The organism is Rhodococcus sp. LMD (assembly GCF_056108245.1).
The window spans coordinates 107,099-129,326 of the sequence record NZ_CM148557.1; the positions used below are offsets into that span (position 1 = coordinate 107,099).

Genomic DNA, 22,228 nt, shown 5'->3' on the forward strand with positions numbered 1-22,228 from the left:
CAGGAGGTCGACCGTCCTCGGGCCTGCCGACTGTCACCGGTCCGGGGTGCAGCGGCCGAGCGCGCTGCTCGGGCCTTCGCGCCGGCATCCCGGGACGCCCCGGATTGATTTTCGGCACCGAGTGCCGTAAATGTGGTTGAAGGTTGCACGACTGTCGCCGTCGACTCGGCCAGGCCCGCTGCCGCGACCCGCCACCCCCTGCCGGCGGTGCGCGCGCACCTCGGGCCGACGAGTCGCCCCTCCCGGACGCCCCGCCTTCCCCTGGGGCGGGGTGTCCGGGTCCCCTCCGCGTCGCCAGGCGGCCACTCGCAGAAGGAAGAAGGCACGTTTCGATGATCTCCACCCTGGTCCTCCGCCCGGTGGCCCGCACCCTTGCCGTCGCGCTGATCGTTGCCGATACCGTTCTGGCCACCCGGGTGCCGCCGCTGCCCGACTGGGACGACGCCGGCCATCCCGCCCGCTGCTGAACACCCCCGGCCGTTCCGAGTACCGCACCCTGCTCCGAGCAGACCGGCATCGCACCGACGCCGCCGTGGCGCACCCCGCACTCCGATCGATCGACACGCACCGGCGGGAACATGCGTGCATTGCATGCACGCCATGCATGCGCATTTCGTACCGCAGCGGACCGGACCTTCGCTCGACACCGCAGCTTCGGGTCTGCGCAGAGCACGTTGGCCTGCGGGACTGTCGGGATAACGGTTGATCTGGTTCTTGAATAAGGCGGCTGCGATCACGAGCGGCCACAGATATCGCTGATGTCTGCTCCACCTCGGGTGGATGCCACGGCCCTCCCGTCGATGGACGTTAGCTTGCCCGCCTCACACGTGATGGCGAGGTATCAGTCGCGCTAAGGCCGCCTGGAATCGATTGTAATTCCCTCGACACCAGTGGAATTCGCCAATGCGTCTGCGAGCGCGCACGCGACGACCGATTGCATGAGGCCCGAGAATGTTCTCGGGTCCCAATCGGTAAGTTCGCGCCAGCGGTTGAGTCGATAGACCACTGTGTTGGCGTGCAGATGATGGGTACGCGCACATCCCGTAACCGACATGTCCGACTCAGAGAATGCAAGGACCGTGTCACGTAGAGATGGATGTGCGCTGGCAATTTCGGCGATGTGAAGGACATCCTTGTCAAGGAGGTCGGCTCGACTCATTACACAGTTGGTAACCCAATCTTCGCTGAATCTGCTGACTGGACTGTGATGAGATGTCGCAGACAAGGCAAGCTGCGCTTGCCGCAATGACCGTGACGCCCCGAGAACCCCATTGTGATTGGATCCGACGCCGACCCTGAATGCTGCCGTCGTGAGCGCGTCCACGATCCGGCCGACATTCTGATCGTCGGTCTGCGCCAAAAGGACGCGTACAGAACCAATTCCACCGCGAGCGATGATCGTGCCGTTCAGGAAGTGGGGATCGGGTTCGGCGGTGTTCTGCGACTCGCGCCGGGCCGTGGTGTAGGCCAACCCCACGAACGATTGATCTACATCGAATCCGAGATACTCCGCCAATCGATACGCCTCGGCGTCGAGTGCGCGCGCATTGAGCAGATCGATCAATCGCTGAGACACTGCCATCTGCACGCGGTCACGGGCCAGGGTCTCGGAGCCATGTGCCAACGCAAGGGTGGATGTCACAGCTTGCAGCGACTCCAGCATGAGTGAGGCCAGCTCCGGCAGCAGGGCCTGCGCCTCCCCCGGCGCTCCACTCAAGCTTCTCCACAGCTCGCGGTCTCCGACGTGATACGCCCTGATGACGACATCGAGCGCGATGCCTTGACGAGCACGGCGTCGAGCCAAAGCTCGAGCCTCGTCGAGATCGTCGTGGTCCCAGGCTCGTCTTTCGCGGAACGCAACAAGTCTGCGCCTGAGTTGTTCGTGGACAGCTGCACGATGCTCGGCGTAAGGGACCAGGGCGAAGTCGGCGAGTTCGGTGCGAATCCGCGCGACAGCGTCATCGGTGATCGCGTCGAGTCGTTCGAGTGCCGAGTTGACGGCGTCGACGACCGGCCCCCAGGAATCTTGGCTCAAGAAGGTCCCCTTTGTGAGAATGTCACAAGCGTAGCTGCTCCGCTTCGGCTTTTTTAGCTGAGTACTCGGTGGTTCGCAACCCTGAGACACGGGAGAATGTCACAAGGTATTCAGACACCCAGCCGTTGGGTCAGGTAAAGCAGGAGGCGGTTGTGACTGAGTTGCACACGCGAGATTTCACCTTGAGCGACCGATACAACATGACGGATGGAGAGTTGTTCCTGACGGGCCTTCAGGCTCTTGTGCGTGTTCCGCTGGAGCAGAGCCGCAGAGATGCCAGGACGGGGATGCGGTCGGCGATCCTGATCAGTGGCTACGAAGGCTCACCGCTTGCCGGATACGATCTCGAGCTCAACCGGCAGCGTGAACTCCTGGACGAGCAGACCATCGTATTCCGGCCGGGTGTCAACGAAGAGTTGGCCGTCAATGCCGTCCAGGGTTCTCAACTGGCTTCCGTTTCGCCGAATTGCGAGTACGACGGCGTCGTCGGTGTTTGGTACGGCAAGGCACCGGGACTGGACCGTGCAAGCGACGCTCTGCGTCACGCCAATCTCGGAGGGGCTGCACCGAACGGAGGTGCACTGGTTCTCGTCGGAGACGATTCGATTGCGAAGTCCTCGACCGTGCCGAGTAGCTCCGAGACAGCGATGGCAGAACTCGGCCTCCCGATTCTCGTGCCTTCGGATCCCCAGGAGGTCCTCGACTTCGGACTGCACGCGATCGCCATGTCGCGATTCAGCGGCTTATGGGTCGGACTGAAGCTCGCAACCAATGTCGTCGACGGTGCGGCGACGGTGCGTGTCGACGAGACCCGAGTCTCGGTGACTTTGCCCAGCCGGGTAGTCGACGGCACCGAGTACACGCACCAGGTCTCATCGGACTTTCTCCAGCCGAATCTGGCAAGACTGGAGAAGAGCTTGATGTACGAGCGGATCGAACTTGCCACCCGGTACGTTCAGACGAACGAGATCAACCGGAGCATCGGCGACGACCAGGCCAAGCTCGGCGTGATCACGGCCGGTGCGCCCTTCCGCGACACCCTTCAAGCACTCGAGCGCATCGGAATCTCCGAGTCCGACCTTGGACGGTCCGGTGTTCGCATCCTCAAGCTCGGCGCGATCAACCCGCTCGATCAGGACACGGTGCGCGAATTCTGCGACGGTCTCGACGAGGTCGTGGTGATCGAGGAGAAGCGGGCATTCGTCGAACTGGCCGTCAAGGACGCGCTCTACGGCGTTCCCGGAGCACCTCGTGTGGTCGGGAAACGAGACGAAAAGGCTCGCCCTCTGCTCCGTGCCGACTCGGATTTGCCGCCCGAACTCCTGGCAGAAAAGCTTGATCAACGCATCCGCGCCGTGCTCCCGGAGAAGGTGACCGAACTCGGATTGAAGGACGGTGCCCGACGTCCGACGCGACTGACGCTGCCCCTCCTCACCCGCACGCCCTACTTCTGCTCGGGCTGCCCCCACAACCGATCCACTGTCGTGCCCGAAGGCTCGCTGGTCGGTGCCGGGATCGGATGCCACGCGCTCGCCAAGATGATGCCTGGGGACCGCGTGGGCGAGATTGCTGCTCTCAGCCAGATGGGAGGCGAAGGTGCAAGTTGGGTTGGTATGGCGCCATTCGTCAGCAACAACCACATGTTCCAGAACCTCGGCGACGGCACCTTCCACCATTCCGGCAGCCTCGCTATCCGGGCCGCGGTTGCCGCGGGAGTGAACATCACATACAAGCTGCTCTACAACGACGCCGTGGCAATGACCGGTGGCCAGAGTGCCATCGGAAAGATGTCCGTACCTCAGATCGTCCAAGAGCTGTTGGCCGAGGGCGTCACTCGCGTCGTGATCACCACCGATGATGTGAAGAAGTACCGCAAGGTCAAACTGCCTCGATCAGTGAAAGTGCTCGACAGAGCGGAGCTGATCCCGATCCAGGAAGAGCTGTCTGCAACACCCGGAGTTACCGTGCTCATCCACGATCAGGAGTGCGCAACCGAGTTGCGCCGCAAGCGAAAGCGAGGACTCGTCGCAGATCCGTCGACTCGGGCGTTCATCAACGAACGTCTGTGTGAAGGCTGTGGGGATTGCGGGCAGAAGTCGAACTGCATGTCGGTGCAACCCGTGGAGACCGCGTTCGGGCGGAAAACCAGAATCGATCAGGCATCATGCAACAAGGACTACTCCTGCCTCGATGGCGATTGCCCCTCGTTCGTCGCTGTCGAGCCGGGTGCACCATCTCGAAAGGCGAGCGGCGATCAGAGCCTGCTCACGCTGCCGGATCCTGTCCTGAAGGTCAGCCCCGACGCATTCAACGTACGGATCACTGGGGTCGGCGGCACCGGGGTAGTCACGGTGGCGCAGATCCTCTCCACGGCCGGCGCGCTCGCTGGACTGCATGTTCGTAGTCTCGATCAGCTGGGAATGGCGCAGAAGGGCGGTGCAGTCGTCTCCGACCTGAAGTTCTCGACCAGCCCGATCTCCGGAACGAACAAACTCGCCGAAGGCGACTGCGATCTCTACCTCGGCTGCGACCTGCTGGTCGCTGCAGACAAGTCGAATCTGAAAGTCGCCTCCACCCAACGGACAGTCTCCGTGATCTCGACGGCCCTGGTGCCTACAGGTTCGATGATCCTCCATCCGGGCACGGCCTTCCCCTCGGTCGCGTCGATCCGCGAATTGCTCGACGCCACCAGCCGCGGGAGTGAGTCGGTGTACGCAGACGCCCGAGAGATCGCACACCGCGAGTTTGGGTCCGATCAGCTGGCCAACATGGTCCTGGTGGGGATGGCGGTTCAGGCCGGTGCACTCCCGATACCTCTGGATTCGATCGAGAAGGCAATCGCCCTCAACGGAGTCGCGGTATCCGCCAACCTGCGAGCCGTCAGAGTCGGACGCATGCACGTGATCGAGCCGAGCGCCGACACGGCTGCGCCTCTGCGGGCAAGCATGCCTGGCGCGGGCGGTGAGTCCGCCGAGTTGCGTAACGCGGTGACCAGTCTCGTCGGTATCGACGAAGCGCTCAAGGACCGTGTCGGGTTTCTCGCAAGAGACCTCGCGGACTACCAGGACGTGAAATACGCGCTCTCTTTCATCAGCTTCGTCAGGGACACGGCTGACCGGGAGGCGAGAGCACTCGGATTCGCGGGCACGCTGACGGCGGCCGCAGCGGAGTCGATGTTCAAACTCATGGCCTACAAGGACGAATATGAAACGGCGCGGCACTACCTGGATCCTGAGTTCGATCGAGCGGTGCGCGAGCAGTTCGGTGACGATGCAACATACAGGTACAAGCTTCACCCCCCCGTGCTCCGAGCGATGGGGCTGAAGAAGAAGCTCTCACTGGGGTCGTGGTTCAAGCCCATGCTCCACGTTCTGCGTCGTAGCCGCAGGCTGCGTGGGACGCGGCTTGATCCGTTCGGCTACGCCCTCGTACGCAAGATCGAACGCGCACTGATCGATGAGTTCGCTGAGCTGACTGATGAACTGCTGTCTCTTGTCTCACCGGAATCTGCCGACCAAGTCGCGGCGATTCTGGTGATGCCTCAGGAAATCCGGGGCTATGAACACATCAAGTTGGACAGTATCGCCGAGTACCACCGGAAGGTTAACCTCGCGAAGGACCTCTTGCTGGCCCCGCTCGGGACCGAGGTTGGGTGACCTGCGCGGAGCAACGCTCAGCAACGATGGCGCGAATGTCGTTGCACGACATCAGCCCTGGCTATGACCGCTCTAGGTGGCTTATTCGGGATGGCGCCATCCCGAATAAGCCACCTGACATGCGCATCTTACGGGTGCGTCGCCATGACGTCTTTCGCCTCAAAGAATGACATTCGCATTGTTTGCGTTCGCCTGGTTCCACACCCACGCTAGAACCCTTCAAAAGTTTTGTATAGTATTGTCATGCAGACATAATCTCTTGTTCAAGAGCAGTCTAATGATTGAATTCCAGCAGGCGCGCCTAACGGGGATCGACCCCGTTGACAGGTGCCCTCGAAGCTAGGAGGAAAGTTGACTCTGTACATGGTCACGTATGTCCACCCCGACCCCGTCGGTTGGGAGCGCTACTTGGGGCCCCATCTCGAGTGGATTGCACAGCAGGTGGAGGTCGGAACCTTGCTTGCGTCAGGGCCCACCACGGCAAGCGAGACCGAAAAACGGAGCGCTGCACTACTTTTCCAGTGTGAAGACGAGGGCTCCCTGCACCGAATCCTCGAATCCGACCCGTACCTCGTACACGGACAGGTATCGAACATGACCTGTCAGGCCTGGGACCCGATCTTCGGAATCTTGAACGAGAGGTCGAGCCGAGCGGGAAGTTCGACCGAGCGGACCGTTTCCGACGTGCTCGCGATGTTCGGCCCGCGTACGATCACCTGACCGAACCCACCGAGAAGGGCGCGTTCCACAAAAAGGTCGAGTGCTGTCAGCAACTCGCAACGCTGATAAACCGACCTCTGATTCGATTCGAGTCGTCCTCGCGCATTCGCGAAAATCACACCATCAGGGTTATTTCGAGTGTTGTATCTAGCCTCGATCTTTCTTGAGGTCGATGAGCCGGCCTGAGCGTCTTCGGATTGGGTGTGGAGACCGCGGATTCGGTGTGCGGCATAGGTCTGTTGCCCGACACGGCCGGGTACATCGGGGTCCACGGCTCCGGATGCGTGAGGTCCTTTCGTTCGGTCGGATACGTTGCCGCTGGTCAGGCAGATGGCGACCCTACTTTCGGTGACCGGTGACCGGTGACCGGTGACCGGTGACCGGTGACCGGTCACCTCGCCGACGAGTACGCCGTCGAGGACACCGAGATGTCGGCGACGAATGCGCGCATATCGCCGCGCATCGACGTGATCCATTTCGCCCGCGACAGGAGTACTGCAGCCCGTCCGGGGACCGAGCACCGAGATACTCGGACAGGTTCCAGAAGGTCCTGTCGTCGAGACCGGCGATCAACCCGGGCACCATCTACCCGGCTCGCAGGTATGTTCTGCGGCACACGAATCGGCCCGCGCAACGCTCGAGCGCGCAGTGGAGTAGCTGGCACCAACTGTCGATCTCGATGCTGTGCGCTGCGGCCACCGCGGCGTCTTAATCTATTCCACTCAAACAAGAAATGATCGCGCGGTGGCCGCTCTGATCTGCACAGTCACGCACACAAGATCAACTTCCGGGTGTAGTACTAGACGAGGGGGGGATCCCGCCTCGCGACCCGCCTGGTTGCGCATGGGCGTCGCAGGAGCTGTGAACGTTCCCCTATGAAGAGCAGTTCACAGCCGTCCAGGTTCCGACCCGAGCGCTTCTCGCAAACGAGGCCGTTGATCGAGCGATGCTACCCACCTCCGACGGACGTAAGGGCCGTCCTTTCCGGAACAACCGCAACGGTGTCGAGCGCATCGTGTACCGCTACCGAGCAGGTGTGCCGTGGCATAACTCACCATCGAATTCGGCTCCTGGTAGAGGGTCTGGAAACACTACGCCAGCGAGGGCGCTGCCCAGGTTCGCGATCGCGATGGACACGTTGTCCTTCCCCACGGTCGGCCGCCGCCGCTGGCGAACCCGGCCCGATGCCGAGCTCAGCGGCAAGGCATACTTATCGAACCCCGATCGGCTCCTGTTACGGTCGCGAGGCATCGAGGCGGCCATAGCTGGACCCCACGACCAGAAACGCAACCCGTCCCCGCACGAGTCGTGGCAGTGGCGCTGACATCCTCCCCCGATGACTGCGCCCGATCGATACGTGCGCCGCTACGGCCCGAGGATCTTTCCCGGATTGAGAATTCCCAGTGGATCCAAGGCCCCCTTCACGGCACGATGTAGTTCCATCACGTGTCCAGAGAGTTCCTGCGTCAGGCCTGCCTTCTTCAGCACTCCGACTCCATGTTCCCCGGTGATCGTGCCCCCCAGTTCCAACGCCTCGGCCATTATATCGGCGAAGGCAGCTTCAGCGCGCACGCGGCCTTCATCGTCGCCGTGCCGCACCAACAACATCGGATGCAGATTACCGTCACCCGCATGCGCAACGTTCGCGATCACGGTCTCGTGCCGGTGCGCGATAGCCTCGATCCGGGACAGCATATCCGGAAGAGCCATTTTAGGTACACACACGTCCTCGGTCATGACGTGCCCCAAACGCTCCATCGCAGGATAGGCGAGACGGCGTGCTTCGAACAGCGACTCCGCCTCCTCCGGATCGGTCGACACAGCAGCCCAAGACGCACCCGCCCGTTCGAAGCACGCTTGTATCGCCGCCGCGTCGTCGTCGCCTATCGAACCTGGAGTATCGGTCCGGCTCAACAGAACTGTGTTTGCCTCCGCGGAAACGCCCATCTTCTTCCAATCATCGACCGCCACCAAGCACTGTCGGTCGATCAGTTCCAAAGCAGACGGAGTCAAGCCCGCAGCAGCTACAGCACTGACGGCACGGCCGGCAGCGACGAGCGAGTCGAAGTAGCCAGCGACCGTTCGCGAGGGAGCCGGGGTAGGCAGCAATCGCACCGTCACCTCGGTGATGATGCCGAGCGTTCCCTCGGACCCCACCAGCAATCCGACCAGGTCGTACCCTGCGACACCCTTACTGGTTCGACGGCCGAGTTCCACCAATTCCCCTGTGCCCGTCACCACCCTGAGCGCGAGAACGTAGTCCTTGGTCACCCCATATTTGACGCAACAGATTCCACCTGCGTTCGTGGCGACGTTGCCTCCGATGTTCGACCACGCCGCACTCGACGGGTCGGGTGGGTACCACAAGCCGTGCTTGCGGCACGCCTCTCGCAGGTCGTTGTTGACGACGCCAGGACCAACCACCGCTAATCGTTCGGCGACATTGATCTCTTTGATATCGTCGAGCCGGTCCAGCACCAGCACAATGCACCCCGGCGTCGCGTTGGCGCCGCCGGACAAACCCGTGCCACCACCACGAGGCACGATAGGCACCCGGCACTCCACACAGACCTTCACCGTCTGCTGGACCTCGGCTTCGGTGCGTGGCCGCACCACCGCCAGCGGAGTGACGAACGGAGCCCACTGTGCCTCGTCGTGCGAATAGGAGCGCATAACATCGTCATCGACGATGATGCGGTCCGACGGCAGCACAGCGGACAGCGCGTCCAGAACTGCCAGTTCAGATACAGTTTTTGCGCTCACCGGACAACCCCTGCTGGCACGGTTCGGACGTCACCGTCGGCAATCGACGCTGGTGGCGGAGGAACCGAACATGCGTAATGCGAAAACTCCCACGGCGGAGCTCCCACGAACAAGGTTCCGTACTCCGCATCGCCTGTCGAGGTGATCAAGCTGTTGTCTCCAACCTGCGCCCGACCGAGATTCTCTGCGTCGCGGGTGAACGGCGCAACTGGCACACCCGCCTTCTGGAAGGCCAGCACCCATGCACGCGTTGGCAGTTGGCAGGTAGATGCTTCGATCCACTGCCGCAACGCTCCGCGGTTGGCACAGCGGGCCGAATTGGTACCGACGTCGACGGTCAGCGACGCGGTTTGGTACCGCGCGACTACGGATTCGAACGCCTCCCACTCGTGGTCGTTCCGCGCCTCGACGGCAACCCAACCATCTTTGGTCCGAAAGGCACCTGCTGGCGCATACTCTGCTCGTTCGCTGAGGTCATCGGGTTCGTCGACGCCGAGATGCGCCGACGCCAGCGCCACTTGCTCGGCAAAGATTGCGGTACCGAGCATTGTGTTGGTGATTCGGGACCCCTGCCCGGTCCGTTGGGTATGCAACAGGCCTGCAAGCATTCCCAGCGTGTTCATCGTCGAGGTGAGTAGGTCCAGGAAACCGTTGTATCGCAGTACCTCAGGAGTTCCACCACGCCCGTTCGCCGCGGCAAACCCGCTCAGAGCCTGGATGTGGCCGTCGGTTGCTCGGCGCTCGGCGAGCGGGCCCTCTACGCCGTAACCGGTTGAACTGAACGTCACGATCCGCGGATTCAGTCGTAGAATCTCGGCCGGATCGAGTCCTAGCCGCTGCATTACTCCGGGACGGAAATTTTCGGTGATGACGTCGGATTCCGAGATCGCTCGCTTCAGGGCTTCGATTCCGTCTTCGGTCTTGAGGTCGAGAACTCGAACACGTTTACCGAGATTCAAGGCAGCGTAGGTGGTTCGGCGGCCGTTCTGATTGGGTTCGACCTGCTGGATCATGTCGCCGGCCGGTGACTCAACTTTGACCACGTCGGCTCCCAAGTACGCCAAGAGCGTAGCGCCCCACGGCCCGACCCCGGCGATCCCGAGGTCGAGGACCTTCACTCCCCCGAGCGGCCCTTCAGCACCGGCACGGTTGACCGGCGTACTTGCCGACATGTTCGACCCGCGGGGATGCACCGAGTCGCCGAGGGAAGGATGTGTCGGAGTTTCGCTGCGAATAGGCAGTCTGACGAGGGGTACCACTGAGTCGGCGGACGTTCGGAAGGACTGCAGACATACCACTTGAGGGTCATCGGGCACCCGCACCAACTGCGTGTACGGCACCGAGATCCCCCGCGCGCGCTGGACTGCAACGCCGACCTCATGAGCGCTTCTGCTCTCGATCGCCCGATTGATTGCGTCCCGAAATCGAATTGCGTCGTCACCGAATCCCGCGATGTCGGAGGGGGTGAGACCGGACATGTCGATGTCCAGGGCGAGGTCCGCGGCGAGGCTCTTGTAGTCCGCCATGGTGACCGCACCCAGATCGAACGAGACCGGTCCGTCTGCTGCCTGGTAAGGCACCTGGACCGGTCCTGTTTCGGCCTTGCAGTGGAATCCGACCCATGCGTCAGGATCATGTTGGGCAGCCCAGGTCAGAGACTTGATGGCTGCGACCGAGCGGGTTGCAGAGACGGCGATGTCAGGGCATATTCCAGTTCGTTCTCTGGCGAACAACGCCGCCAGGACTGCCTGCGCGGTGAACGTCGCAGCCGCGACAGCGGCGACATCTGCGCGGACTGTACGTGGCGCTTCGTGGAGCGAGCCCAGGTATCCGCATAGGCCGGTGGTTGCTTGGATTCCGGTTTCTCCCAGACGGGTGTCATTGCCCGGGACGTTGTCGTGGATGTTGCACCGGACGGTGTCGTCCATGCTGTGCAACCACTCCAGTGCGGCGCGATCACGGTGAGAATTCGGATGGTCGACGACTGCATCAGCTCGCGTCACCGCAGCCCGCACCATGGCTTGGTACTCCGCGTCTGTGCCAGGCACGACGACTGTCTTGCCCGCTGAGCACTGACGATATGCGAGAGATTGGTCCGCTACCTGCGGCTCGAACCGGCGTAGCCAGTCGCCCTGGGGAGGCTCGATTTTCACCACCGTGGCTCCAAGGTCGGCCAGCATACTGCCGCACAACGAGCTGATCAGCCCTTCGCCGAGTTCAACGATCTCGAGCCCTTCCAACAGACGATTGTCACCGTGCAGTTCCTTCACTCTTGGTTCGTCCTTCCATCGGCGGCGTCCACGGGAGGACGGCGTGTGCGGGGGCGGCATACCCTGACTGTTGCGACGAGCCCGACACCATCTCTCGATAGGTGTGTCTTCAGTCACTGACCACTGATACAATCATATAGAATTCGAGCTGCGCAACCATCGCCTTCGCCGACGGACCGCTACATGATCACCAACCCGGATTGCGGGGGTGTCTACCAAAACAGGCATATGTAAAGCTATTTCGTCGAACGACGATCCTGCGAGTATAGGCTTTCGAGTCGAGACAGACCGGCGCCGGTGGGGCTCATCTTATATACAATTCACCAGTCGAGACACACAACCAGGAGGCATCATGTCCCTCGCATCCGATCGTGCGGCCGAGGCGGACCGCTCAGCATTCTTCATCGACGGCCGGTGGGCGACACCTTCGTCCACCCGGACACATATCGCAATCGAAGCCGCCACGGGAGAGGTGCTGGGTTCCGCCCGCCTCGGCACCGAGTCTGATATCGATGCCGCAGTCGGGGCGGCCAGGGCCGCCCTCGACCACGGTCCCTGGGGGAAGACCACCGCCGTTGAACGAGCAGCCGCGATGACACGATTCGCCGATGCACTCGAGGTTCGTGCATCCGAGATCAGCACGCTCGTCAGTCGCGAGAACGGCATGCCCATCGGACTGTCCAATGCGTTCAATGGTGCGGCACCGGCGGCGCTACTGCGCATGTACGCCGGTTGGATCACCCACTTCCCATTCGAAGAGACCCGAGCCAGCGCGCTGGGATCGACGATCGTGCGTCGTGAACCCGTGGGCGTTGTTGCCGCAATCACTCCCTGGAACTACCCGCAGATCCTCGCCATGACGAAAATCGCGCCTGCCCTCGCTGCAGGGTGCACCGTAGTTCTCAAGCCCGCCCCCGAGACTGCATTGGATTCCTACATCCTGGCCGATGCGGCCCTCGAAGCGGGTCTTCCCGCCGGTGTGCTGAACATCGTGCTCGCGGACCGGGAAGTCGGCAGTTACCTGGTATCGCACCCTGATGTCGACAAGGTCGCCTTCACCGGTTCCACCGCGGCCGGACGTTCGATCGGCGCGGAGTGTGGCCGGTTGATTCGCAGAGTGACCCTTGAGCTGGGCGGAAAATCTGCCTCGATCGTCCTCGACGACGCCGACCTGGACACGTTTGTGCAGGGACTCGACAGCGCCTCGTTGATGAACAACAGCCAAACGTGTACGACTCAGTCCAGAATTCTTGCCCCCCGATCCCGCTACGACGAGGTGGTCGACGCCGTCGCAAGCTACGCGTCGGCAATGACTGTCGGAAACCCGCTCGATCCCGCGGTGACGTGCGGACCGATGGCCAGCCAATCGCAGCTGGCCCGTGTCAAGCACTTCATCGATGTCGGAGTGGCCAGCGGCGCCCGGCTCGTCACGGGGGGCGGATCCCCACGTGGAGTGGACCGCGGGTGGTTCGTGGAACCCACCGTATTCGCCGATGTCAAGAACTCCGATGAGCTGGCACGCGAGGAGGTTTTCGGGCCGGTCCTCGCGGTAATTCCCTACGACGGTGACGACGACGCCGTGAGAATCGCAAACGACAGCAACTACGGTCTCGCCGGCTCGGTGTGGACGGCGGACGAAAACCGCGGATTGGACATCGCGCGGCGGGTACGCACCGGGACAATCGGAATCAACTACTACAACCTCGATCTGGGTGCCCCGTTTGGCGGGATGAAGGACAGCGGAATCGGACGCGAGCTCGGACCGGAAGCTCTGTCCAACTACCTCGAGTACAAATCGATCTTCGCCAGTTCAGCAATGATCGACGAATGACCGAGTGCCTAGCCGAGAGGATCGGCCGCAAAGAACCAGTGACGGAAGCGGGTGGAACAATCTGATGGGCACCATGAACGGTGTGAAGATCGTCGAAATGGCCGGGCTGGGTCCGGTCCCGTTCGCGGCGATGATGATGGCGGACATGGGCGCGGACATCGTCAGGATCGATCCTCCGTCGCAGGCTCCGACTGCCGATGCGACCGACATCGCCTGGATGGGAGACAAGAACACTCCGATCTGGCGAGGTCGGTCAGCCATCGAGCTGGACCTCAAGGACGGCGAGGACCGGGAACGGGCTCTGTCTCTGATCTCGGAAGCCGATGTGGTTCTCGAGGGCTTTCGACCTGGTGTGATGGAGAGGCTCGGCCTCGGTCCCGAGGAGTGCAGACTCAGGAACGAACGCCTCGTCTACGCCCGAATGACTGGGTGGGGGCAGACCGGGCCGATGAAGGACGCGGCCGGGCATGACGTCAACTATCTGGCACTCAGCGGAGCGCTCCGGTACATCGCGCGTGAGGGTGAGCGTCCGTTACCGCCATTGAACCTCCTGGCAGATTTCGGCGGTGGTGGAATGCTGCTGGTCGTCGGTGTGCTCTCGGCGCTTCTCGAGCGGACTTCCTCCGGGATGGGCCAAACAGTGGATGCGGCGATGCTGGACGGGACGGCCTTGCTGATGACGTCGATCCTGGGCTGGATGGACCGCGGTTCTTGGATCGAACCGCCCGGCACCAACGTCATCGATACCGGAGCCCCGTTCTACGAGGTGTACACGACGAAGGATGGACGATACGTGGCGTTCGGATCGGTAGAGCCGAAATTCTACCGGGAATTGGTGCGTGTACTCGGAATCGACCCCGAGGTGTTGGCGCCGCAGTTCGACCGTTCACAGTGGCCTGCGATGAAGCAAGTCTTCGCCGAAGCCGTGGCCAGACGGACGTTCGATGAATGGGTCACTGCCTTCGACGGGCATCAGGCGTGTGCGACGGGAGTATTCGACATGAAAGAAGCTGCAGCGCATCCGCACAACGTCGCTCGGGAGACCTACGTCGAAATCGGTGGGGTCCTGCAGCCGGCGCCGGCACCCCGTTTCGATCGGACGCCCAGCTCAATCCGAAAGTCGCGTCCCGACGAATCGGTGGACACTGTGCTGAAGCGATGGTCCACGTACGCATGACACAGCGATGCGGGTTGCCCCGGAGGGGCAACCCGCATCGACCCTGCGCGAACGAGGAATACGACTACGAGGGCACGAGTACAGCCCGACCGATGATCTCCGATCGATCGATCGCGCCGTGCGCGGCACCAGCTTCGTCGAGCGCAAACGAGCGAGTCACGGGTGTTACGGCACCACTGGCCACCAAGTCGAGCGAACGACGGAAGCTCGAAGTCGTCGTCGAAGCTGAGCCGGTGATGACGGCTTCGTTGAAGAACACGAAAGCCGGGTACAACGCGATCTTCTCACGCTTCAGTTGGCCGGTAAGGACGTAGCGGCCGCGCCTTCGCAGGGCTTTGAAGCACTCCTCGAACATCCCGGCAAGTCCGACATTGTCCAGGACGACGTCCGCGCCGACGCCGTTCGTGAGGTCGAGGACCTGCTCGGTAATGCCTGCGGCCGCAACCACCACGTCGTCAGCGCCGTGCGTGAGTAGCAGGTCGGACTTAGCGGACGACGACGTTACGGCCACGACCCGCGCTCCCAGGTGCCGTGCGATCTGCATGGCATGCAGACCGAGGCCGCCACCCGCTCCTGTCACGATGACGGTCTCGCCCTCGCGGACCCGCGCGACGTCGTCGAGCGCCTGAAGGCAGCTACCGACCGCACAGGCCGTCACGGCGGCCTGCTGCATGTTCACCCCGTCCGGAATCGCGATCAGCGTGTCTTGTTCGAGAGCGACGTACTCGGCGTATCCCCCGTAAACGAACCTCGCCTGGTCGCATCCCAGTTCGTCCCCGGATGTGCAGGCGGCACAGTCCAGGCACGTGTGATGCTGTTTGCTTGCTACGCGATCCCCGACTCCGAACCCGCGGACCGCAGAACCTGTCGCGACAATCTCACCCGCGATCTCGTGACCCAGCACAACGCCTCCGCGTACCCGGGTCAACCCGGAGCGGTCCGCTATGTCGTGCCCGCACACACCACAGGCGCGGACGCGGACGACAACCTGGGTGGGCGTAGGGGTTGGGTCGGTGAGCGTTTGATACCGAAGTACCTCTGGCGCACCGTTATCGGTCATCACTACTGCGTGCACTGTAGCGCTCCTAGGTATTCTTCCGACAGATACCGGACCCTCACCGGGGCGTGAAACTTATCGAACCCGATCGACTGCCGGTCGACTATCGACATAGCGTTCTCCGATCAACCGCTTGCTGACCTTGCCGGTCGCCGTCAGTGGTACCTCACCCGGGGAAAGCAGGACGAACAGACCTGGCACCTTGTACGAGGACACGCGTTCACGTAACCATGTCCGCAGCTCCGACCGAGCCTCCTCCAGGTCGACCCTCACCGAGTCTTCGAGAACGATCGCGCAGCACAGCGTCTCTTCGCTAGACGATTCCAGATTCCATCCGAACGCATATGCCTCGGCAACCCACGGATGGTTCTCGACGTAACCTTCCACTTCGGCAGGTGAGATGGTGATTCCGTTGATCTTGAGAACTTCCTTCAATCGGCCGGCGAAGTGGAGGCGACCGTCCGTATCGATCCATCCCAGATCGCCGGTCCTGAACCAACCATCCGCAGAGAAGGCGGCCGCATTTGCTGCATCGTCGTCCAGATAGCCTGGCGTCACACACCCGGCCAGCTGGATCTCGCCGAGCTGAGCGGGGTCGCCCGGTGCTATTTCCGCACCTGATGCAGGATCGACGCATCGGATTCTGTGCGTGGAGTTGACGGTGCCCTGGGTATTGAGGACAACGTCGAGGGAATCTCCCGGCTCGGTCACATTGCAGTTGCCGTATGATTCGGTCAAGCCGTAGACGCTGGAAGCGCCGGTGACACCGAGCGTCTCGACGGCGAGGCGTTTGTCCTCGGCACTGAAGCCTATCGGTCCAGTTCGCAACGATGAGATGTCGAACTTGTTGTGTGCATCAGCTGCAACGAGGGCCCTGGTCATCGGTCCGAGCCCGTAGTACACCGTGCATCGGTTAGCCTCGATGAACCGCGCGGACGTGAGGGCATCAAAGCGCTCTTCGAGACATAGCGTCACGCCATGTGTCAATGCGACAGGTAGTGCATTGACGCAACCGAAACCGAAGAACATCGGGGCTGCGAACCAAATCTTGTCCGAGGAATTCAACGTCCATCGGCGTCCCATTTCGTAGGGGTTTCGAACCAGGCCCTCGTGTTTGACGACCACGACTTTGGGTTCAGCGCTGCTCCCGCTGGTAAAGACATGCATCGACACATCGTCCGGCGCAACCTGCGCAGCGTGGTGCGCTGTCAGGCTCTCCCGGCACGTGAGGCCGTCCGGAAGCTCGCCCTCCGACCAGAGGTAGGTGCCCAGCCATCCCGAATCGTCGTTGGCGGCAAGGAGATTTGCATCGTTCAGGATGGCTCGATAGTCGGTGCCATAGAAGCTCGGAGTGGCCACTATTGCTTGCAGTTTCGCTTTGCGGCGTGCCGTTGTCAGTTCGGCTGTCCTGTACCACGTATTGAGTGGCGCGGCGACGAGGCCCGCGTAGTTCAGCGCCAGCATCGCCGTCGCCATTCTCCACCCGTTGGGCATCAGGAGTCCTACAGCCGATCCCCGCGGTAGTCCGAGCGCTTCGAACGACGCGGCCAACGAACGGACGCAGCCAGCAAACTCGGCCGCCGTCATCGTTCGATCCTTCGTCACCAGCAGCGTCCGCGCCGGATACGCCTCGGCATAAGCATCCAGCACCGCCGGCAACGTCAGCGAACTCGAAAGCTCGAACGGTGTCGGTGCGTCGTAGACATTTTTCGTCTTCATTCGGTGCCATCCTTGGAAGTCTCGTCGACAGTGGGAGGAGTGGGGTCCGCGGCGCGCTTTCCTGGGTCCCAGCCAGGAAGGAGTGTGCACCCAGAGCTCATTCTATACAATCATGCTCCATATTGTACGACCCTCGTCACATCTAGGACGATAACCAGCCCTTGACCAGGCATTGACACCAGGGGTGACTAACGACACAATATAGAATGTTGGCTCGTCGCCGGTAGTGCGTCGGTACTCGCCCAGGCCGGATCCTCGCGAGAGCGCCACTTCTTCTGACCCATCCTGTACAAGGGGACCCACTCATGGCATCACAGCCACAGCTTCAGCCCATGGAAAGAACGAACCAGCGTCGGCTGGTCGTTGCGGGGCTATCGACAAGCACGATCGAGTTCTACGACTTCATGCTGTACGGCACAATGGCAGCCCTTGTGTTCAACCAGGTCTTCTTCCCTGCCTACAGTCCGACCACAGGAACGCTCGCAGCCTTCGCTACCTTTGCCGTGGGCTTCGTGGCTCGGCCGATCGGAAGCATCGTGCTGGGCCGACTGGGCGACCGCATCGGCCGCAAACGGACAGTGATGCTGACGCTCGTACTCATGGGCGGGGCGACCGTGGGGATCGGGCTGATTCCGAGTTACCAGAGCATCGGTTTGACCGCCCCGGTTATTCTGGTAGCCCTTCGATTCATCCAGGGGTTCGCCCTCGGCGGTGAAGTGGCCGGCGTCGCCTTGCTACTCATCGAGCACTCGAAGGAGTCCAGCCGCAATCTTCTGGGCAGCATCGTCCACATGGGCGCACTCGGCCTCATTCTGTCATCCGTCGCGACCTCATTCTTCTCGCATGTGTCCGGAGACGGATTCCTCGAGTGGGGTTGGCGCATCCCGTTCCTGCTGAGTGCCGTCCTGTTCGGGCTCACCTATTGGCTGCGTCGATCGATCAGCGACAGCCCTCAGTTCGTCGCAACGAAAAGTGATGCCGCACGGCAACCTCGACTCAACCTGGCACGAACCTTCGCCCTCTTCTGGAGGCCGATCCTCCTCGCTACCGGAATCACGGGGGCCGGCGGCGTGGTCTACTACACGGTCTTCACGTACAGCGTCGGGTACGCAACGGGTTCATTGGGCTACGACCGCAACTCTATTCTGAATGCACTGATATTCTCCGCCGTTCTTTACACCATCGCGGTCCCTATCGCTGGATGGTTGGCGGACCGAACCAGTGCACGCATCGTCATCTCGTGCGGGCTGGTCTTCTCGATCGTCTTCGCCTTTCCGTTCTTCATGCTGTTCGACTCCGGCCCGGTGGGCGTGTTCGTCGCGATGTCGACTTACCTCTGCCTCACTATGGCTCCTGTCAACGCTCCTCAATTCGCACTGTATGCCGCCCAATTTCCTGCGTTGTCCAGGTACACCGGAACCGCTCTGTCGCAGGCTATTCCGGCAGCGTCTATCGCCGGAACGGCTCCCTTCGTTGCGCAGTACCTGCTCGGCGTCACAGGATCGAACACGTCGGTTGCGTGGTATATCGCGCTACTGTCGGTGGTCGCACTGGGATGCACATGGGTTCTCGGGCGCCGACCTTCACTTCTCGACGACGAACTTGAGACGCCCGTGCACGCTGGAGAGACGCCCCACTCGTCGCGCGCCTAGACGGCCTGCCCGTTCACTGTGCTCTTCCCCAACCAGCCAATCGCGCCGCGATGCCAAGAAACGGACAAGAATCGATGACCGAACAACGACGACGCAAGGCCATCCTGGCCGTGTGTTTCCTTGGGCTCGCATTCGAGGGCTATGACCTCGTTGTATACGGAACAGTACTACCCCAGCTGATCTCGTCCGACGACTGGAACATGGGTCCGACGCAGGCCGGCCTGATCGGTACGGTGACCGTGGTCGGCATGCTGATCGGGTCCATCGTCTCTGGCACGCTGGCCGACATCATCGGCCGTCGCGCACTGACGATCGCGTCCTGCGTGTGGTTTTCTGCATGGATGCTGGTGTCGTCGGCTGCGCCGAGCGCTCAGGTCCTGGGTGCCACACGCTTCATGGTCGGACTCGGGGTCGGCGCGTTCGTTCCGTTGGTCGCGGCTCTTGCAGTGCAGTGTGCTCCCGAAGGTAAAGGCAATCGCTACAGCGCCATTGCGTGGTCGGGCTATCCGATCGGTGGTGTCATCGCTGCCCTCATCGGGTACTTTGCCTTGGAGTCGCTCGGTGCACGGTTTCTGTTCGCACTCGGAGGACTACCCCTGCTGACGATCGTGCCGATGATGATCGCGCAGATCCCGAGGGCGGACGCACACGATGGTTCGGAGAACGGGACGGGCCGGCGCGCGACACGCGGCGCGAGCTCACCCGTCGCCGACTTGTTCAGCCGGGGAGTGCGAGTCCGAACCGTACTGTTCGGAGCCATCAGCGCCTCAGGGCTGATCCTGACGTATGGATTGAACACCTGGCTACCACAGCTCATGCGGTCCAACGGTTACGAACTGGGTTCCGCCATCACGTTCCTCATCGCTCTCAACCTCGGAGCTGCCGTCGTACCACCCATCCTCGCCAGGCGAGCCGACATCTCAGGTCCAGGCATCGTGATCCTGTGTGTCTTCCTGTCGGCATCCGTCAGCATTCTGGCGCTTTCCGTCCCACTGCCCATTCTCGCCGTCTACTGTCTGGTCTTCGTGGCGGGCGCCGGAACGCTCGGTGCTCAGCTGCTGTTGCCAGGGTTCGTCGCCACCGACTATCCTCAGGCAACCCGGGTCGCGGCCCTGTCCTGGATCTCGTGTGCGGGGAGAATCGGTGCGCTGGGCGGGCCCACGTTGATCGGCCTTCTGATCGCCGGTGGTAGCAGCGTGTCAACCAACTTCTTCGTTTTCGCCGCCTTCGGCCTAGTGGGTGCAGTCCTCACGGCCTTCCTGATCCGACGCCGCCCCGCGGTCCCTCAGTCGCCGGCCGACGGTGCCGAATCGGCATCGCAGACATCAGAGAACACAAGGAGTATGCACAAGTGAACGTCACAGCGACGCCATCAATTGTTCTGGACGGATTCGCCTTCACCGAGTGCCCGCGTTGGCATGACGGCCGTCTCTGGTTCGTCGACATGCATCTGAACCAGGTTGTGTCGACCGACCTCGGAACGAGCGAAACGTTAGTTCTCGACGTGCCCAGTTCACCGGGTGGTATCGGTTGGCTTCCCGACGGTCGATTGCTGGTGGTGATGATGGACGAACGCCGAATCCTCCGCCGGGAGGACGACGACTGGGTGGTTCATGCGGACCTGTCCACGGCGGTGCCCACCACCCTCAACGACTTGGCGGTCGACTCGGCCGGACGCTGCTTTGTCGGAGAAACCGGCTTCGATCCACACGAGTACCTGTCCGACCCGAGCGATATCGATCGGGTGTCGAGCGGAGAATTCGAATGTCCTTCTCTTAGTCGACTGTTCGTTGTAGATCCCGACGGCCGGTACAGAGAGTCCGCTTCCGGACTCGCGTTTGCCAACGGCATCGTCATCAATGAAGATACCCGACAACTGTTCGTCGCCGAGTCGTTTGGTGCGAGACTCAGCCGTTACGACATCGAGGAGAGCGGAGCGTTGTCCAACCGCGTGAGACTTCCGCTCGGCTTCGCACCCGACGGTATCGGCATGGATGCGTGGGGCCATATATGGGTGTCCGATGTATTCGGCAGGGCAGCTCAACGTGTGAGCTGCACCGGCGAACTACTCGATCGCATTTCCTCCCGACAACTCTGCCTTGCGTGTGCGGTGGGAGGGGCGAGCGGTAACGAACTGATGGTGTGCACCTCTCCATCGCTCGACCGAACCGAGTGCCTCGCGAAACTGGAGTCCCACATCGAGGTGACCACGATCAGGCCTCCCGCGGCGCCCAAGGACGGCGAGTAATCCCTCACGTGCGGTCAGCTGCCGAGAATGCCTTTGTCGTCCAGGAACTTCTGGAGAACCACACCCGAGTGCTCGATGTGTCGTCGCATCGCGTCCGCCGCTCGCTCAGGATCACGCGTCTTCATCGCCTCGAGGATCTTGGCCCGCTCGTCCTGCGCGGGATACACTCGCGTCTTCTCGTAGAATCTATTCGGCACGTACGACAGCGCGACTGCGAGCAACGTCCTCAGCTTCGGCGCGTCGGCGTTCTGATTAATGAGACGATGAAACTCGCTGTTGAGGCTCTGGACCAGGGCAGCGTCGTCTTCGTCGACGGCGACGATCAGGTCCTCGTGAATTCGCGCTAACTCGTTGACTTGCTCCCAGCTAAGCCGAGTCGCGGCGCGGCGCGCAAGTTCAGCCGACAGATAGGCTTGGACGCCAAACAGGTCCTCAATGTCGGACCGACGCAGCTCAAGAACCCTGAATCCTCGCCGCGGCTCGAGCCTGAGGAACCCTTGACCCCGCAGGGCTTGAAGCCCCTCACGGACGGGAGTTTGGCTGACGCCCATCTGCGCTGCGAGCGTCTCCGTCCGAATGTACTGTCCGGCTTTGAATTTTCCGGTCATGATCTCTTCGCGAACGTACGCTTCGACTTCAGCGGACAGTTGCTTCTTGCCCCCTGACGACAAAGTGTTGGACCGCGGGCTGACGGACTCCACAGACTTCCTCCTAGAACCCACTGCTGCACATCTCGGACTGTTGACGCTCAACGACTGAGCACTGCCCGTATTATATACAAGAATGCCGGGTTTCCCTGGCGTCCGAGCCTGAAATGGGCATAGATCCGCAGCCCCACGCATGGTTGCACCGGCGTATTCTATAGAATATGATGACGCAACGGTGTGGTGAGGCCGGACCTCCCCCGTTGAGCAACACACCGGACTTCCCCTGAGACAAGGACGTGACAGACAATGCCTCCCATCGACGCGCTGAGGGGGTCGACCGCCGTCGTCGGTGTCGGCACCACCCCCTTTGGCAGACTGCCTGGATACTCTGCCGACGATCTAGGAAGTTGGGCTCTACACGAAGCACTTCGAGACTCTGGGCTCACGGTCAAG

Annotated in this window: 14 protein-coding genes; 7 read left to right on the forward strand and 7 right to left on the reverse strand. The window is 61.9% G+C overall.

The genetic code is table 11. The annotated features are described in order from the left end of the window. Positions 1-332: 332 nt before the first annotated feature. A complete protein-coding gene (locus ACWPQI_RS00485) occupies positions 333-467 on the forward strand; it encodes a hypothetical protein (RefSeq protein ID WP_304563554.1) in 135 nt (44 codons plus the stop codon). A 383-nt stretch (positions 468-850) separates the two neighbouring features. On the opposite strand, the gene ACWPQI_RS00490 is transcribed toward ACWPQI_RS00485, so the two are convergent. After that, positions 851-2,035 carry a helix-turn-helix domain-containing protein gene (locus tag ACWPQI_RS00490; protein ID WP_155621906.1) on the reverse strand — a complete coding sequence of 395 codons (1,185 nt, stop codon included), beginning with the start codon at positions 2,033-2,035 and terminating at the stop codon, positions 851-853. A 152-nt stretch (positions 2,036-2,187) separates the two neighbouring features. Here ACWPQI_RS00490 and ACWPQI_RS00495 point away from each other — a divergent pair, with 152 nt between their 5' ends. Then, positions 2,188-5,691 (forward strand): indolepyruvate ferredoxin oxidoreductase family protein, encoded by a 3,504-nt coding sequence (locus tag ACWPQI_RS00495; RefSeq protein ID WP_474738568.1) that lies wholly within the window; start codon positions 2,188-2,190, stop codon positions 5,689-5,691. 602 nt (positions 5,692-6,293) lie between these two features. Here ACWPQI_RS00495 and ACWPQI_RS00500 read toward each other — a convergent pair. From ACWPQI_RS00500 to ACWPQI_RS00510, 3 genes are all read right to left on the reverse strand, one after another. After that, the gene (locus ACWPQI_RS00500; RefSeq protein ID WP_155621844.1) at positions 6,294-6,887 is read right to left on the reverse strand and encodes a hypothetical protein; all 594 of its coding nucleotides are present in this window, start codon (positions 6,885-6,887) and stop codon (positions 6,294-6,296) included. 889 nt (positions 6,888-7,776) lie between these two features. Then, a complete protein-coding gene (locus ACWPQI_RS00505; RefSeq protein ID WP_304563132.1) occupies positions 7,777-9,174 on the reverse strand; it encodes an FAD-linked oxidase C-terminal domain-containing protein in 1,398 nt (465 codons plus the stop codon). Continuing rightward, on the reverse strand, positions 9,171-11,444 hold the full coding sequence (locus tag ACWPQI_RS00510; RefSeq protein WP_474738569.1) for a CoA transferase: 2,274 nt from the start codon (positions 11,442-11,444) through the stop codon (positions 9,171-9,173). The genes ACWPQI_RS00505 and ACWPQI_RS00510 overlap by 4 nt, the downstream gene beginning before the upstream one ends. A gap of 352 nt (positions 11,445-11,796) precedes the next feature. Between ACWPQI_RS00510 and ACWPQI_RS00515 the strand changes: the two genes are divergently transcribed. Together ACWPQI_RS00515 and ACWPQI_RS00520 are read left to right on the forward strand one after the other, a co-directional pair. After that, positions 11,797-13,275, forward strand: a complete 1,479-nt coding sequence (locus ACWPQI_RS00515) for an aldehyde dehydrogenase (protein WP_059174316.1) — start codon at positions 11,797-11,799, stop codon at positions 13,273-13,275. A gap of 64 nt (positions 13,276-13,339) precedes the next feature. Beyond that, entirely contained in the window at positions 13,340-14,452 is a 1,113-nt protein-coding gene (locus ACWPQI_RS00520) for a CaiB/BaiF CoA transferase family protein (RefSeq protein WP_059174315.1), read from the forward strand. 64 nt (positions 14,453-14,516) lie between these two features. Here the strand turns inward: ACWPQI_RS00520 and ACWPQI_RS00525 are convergent, their stop codons facing one another. Next, complete coding sequence (locus tag ACWPQI_RS00525) at positions 14,517-15,512, reverse strand: zinc-binding dehydrogenase (RefSeq protein WP_155621843.1); 996 nt, start codon at positions 15,510-15,512, stop codon at positions 14,517-14,519. Positions 15,513-15,584: 72 nt separating this feature from the next. Further along, entirely contained in the window at positions 15,585-17,228 is a 1,644-nt protein-coding gene (locus ACWPQI_RS00530) for a class I adenylate-forming enzyme family protein (RefSeq protein WP_155621842.1), read from the reverse strand. Between the two features lie 332 nt (positions 17,229-17,560). On the opposite strand from ACWPQI_RS00530, the gene ACWPQI_RS00535 reads away from it, so the two are divergent. From ACWPQI_RS00535 to ACWPQI_RS00545, 3 genes are all read left to right on the forward strand, one after another. Continuing rightward, on the forward strand, positions 17,561-18,880 hold the full coding sequence (locus tag ACWPQI_RS00535) for an MFS transporter (RefSeq protein WP_474738570.1): 1,320 nt from the start codon (positions 17,561-17,563) through the stop codon (positions 18,878-18,880). A gap of 74 nt (positions 18,881-18,954) precedes the next feature. Then, positions 18,955-20,235 carry an MFS transporter gene (locus ACWPQI_RS00540; RefSeq protein WP_474738571.1) on the forward strand — a complete coding sequence of 427 codons (1,281 nt, stop codon included), beginning with the start codon at positions 18,955-18,957 and terminating at the stop codon, positions 20,233-20,235. Beyond that, the gene (locus ACWPQI_RS00545; RefSeq protein WP_304563129.1) at positions 20,232-21,128 is read left to right on the forward strand and encodes an SMP-30/gluconolactonase/LRE family protein; all 897 of its coding nucleotides are present in this window, start codon (positions 20,232-20,234) and stop codon (positions 21,126-21,128) included. The genes ACWPQI_RS00540 and ACWPQI_RS00545 overlap by 4 nt, the downstream gene beginning before the upstream one ends. 14 nt (positions 21,129-21,142) lie before the next feature. Here ACWPQI_RS00545 and ACWPQI_RS00550 read toward each other — a convergent pair whose 3' ends face one another. Continuing rightward, positions 21,143-21,829 carry an FCD domain-containing protein gene (locus ACWPQI_RS00550; protein WP_304563128.1) on the reverse strand — a complete coding sequence of 229 codons (687 nt, stop codon included), beginning with the start codon at positions 21,827-21,829 and terminating at the stop codon, positions 21,143-21,145. Between the last annotated feature and the right edge of the window lie 399 nt (positions 21,830-22,228).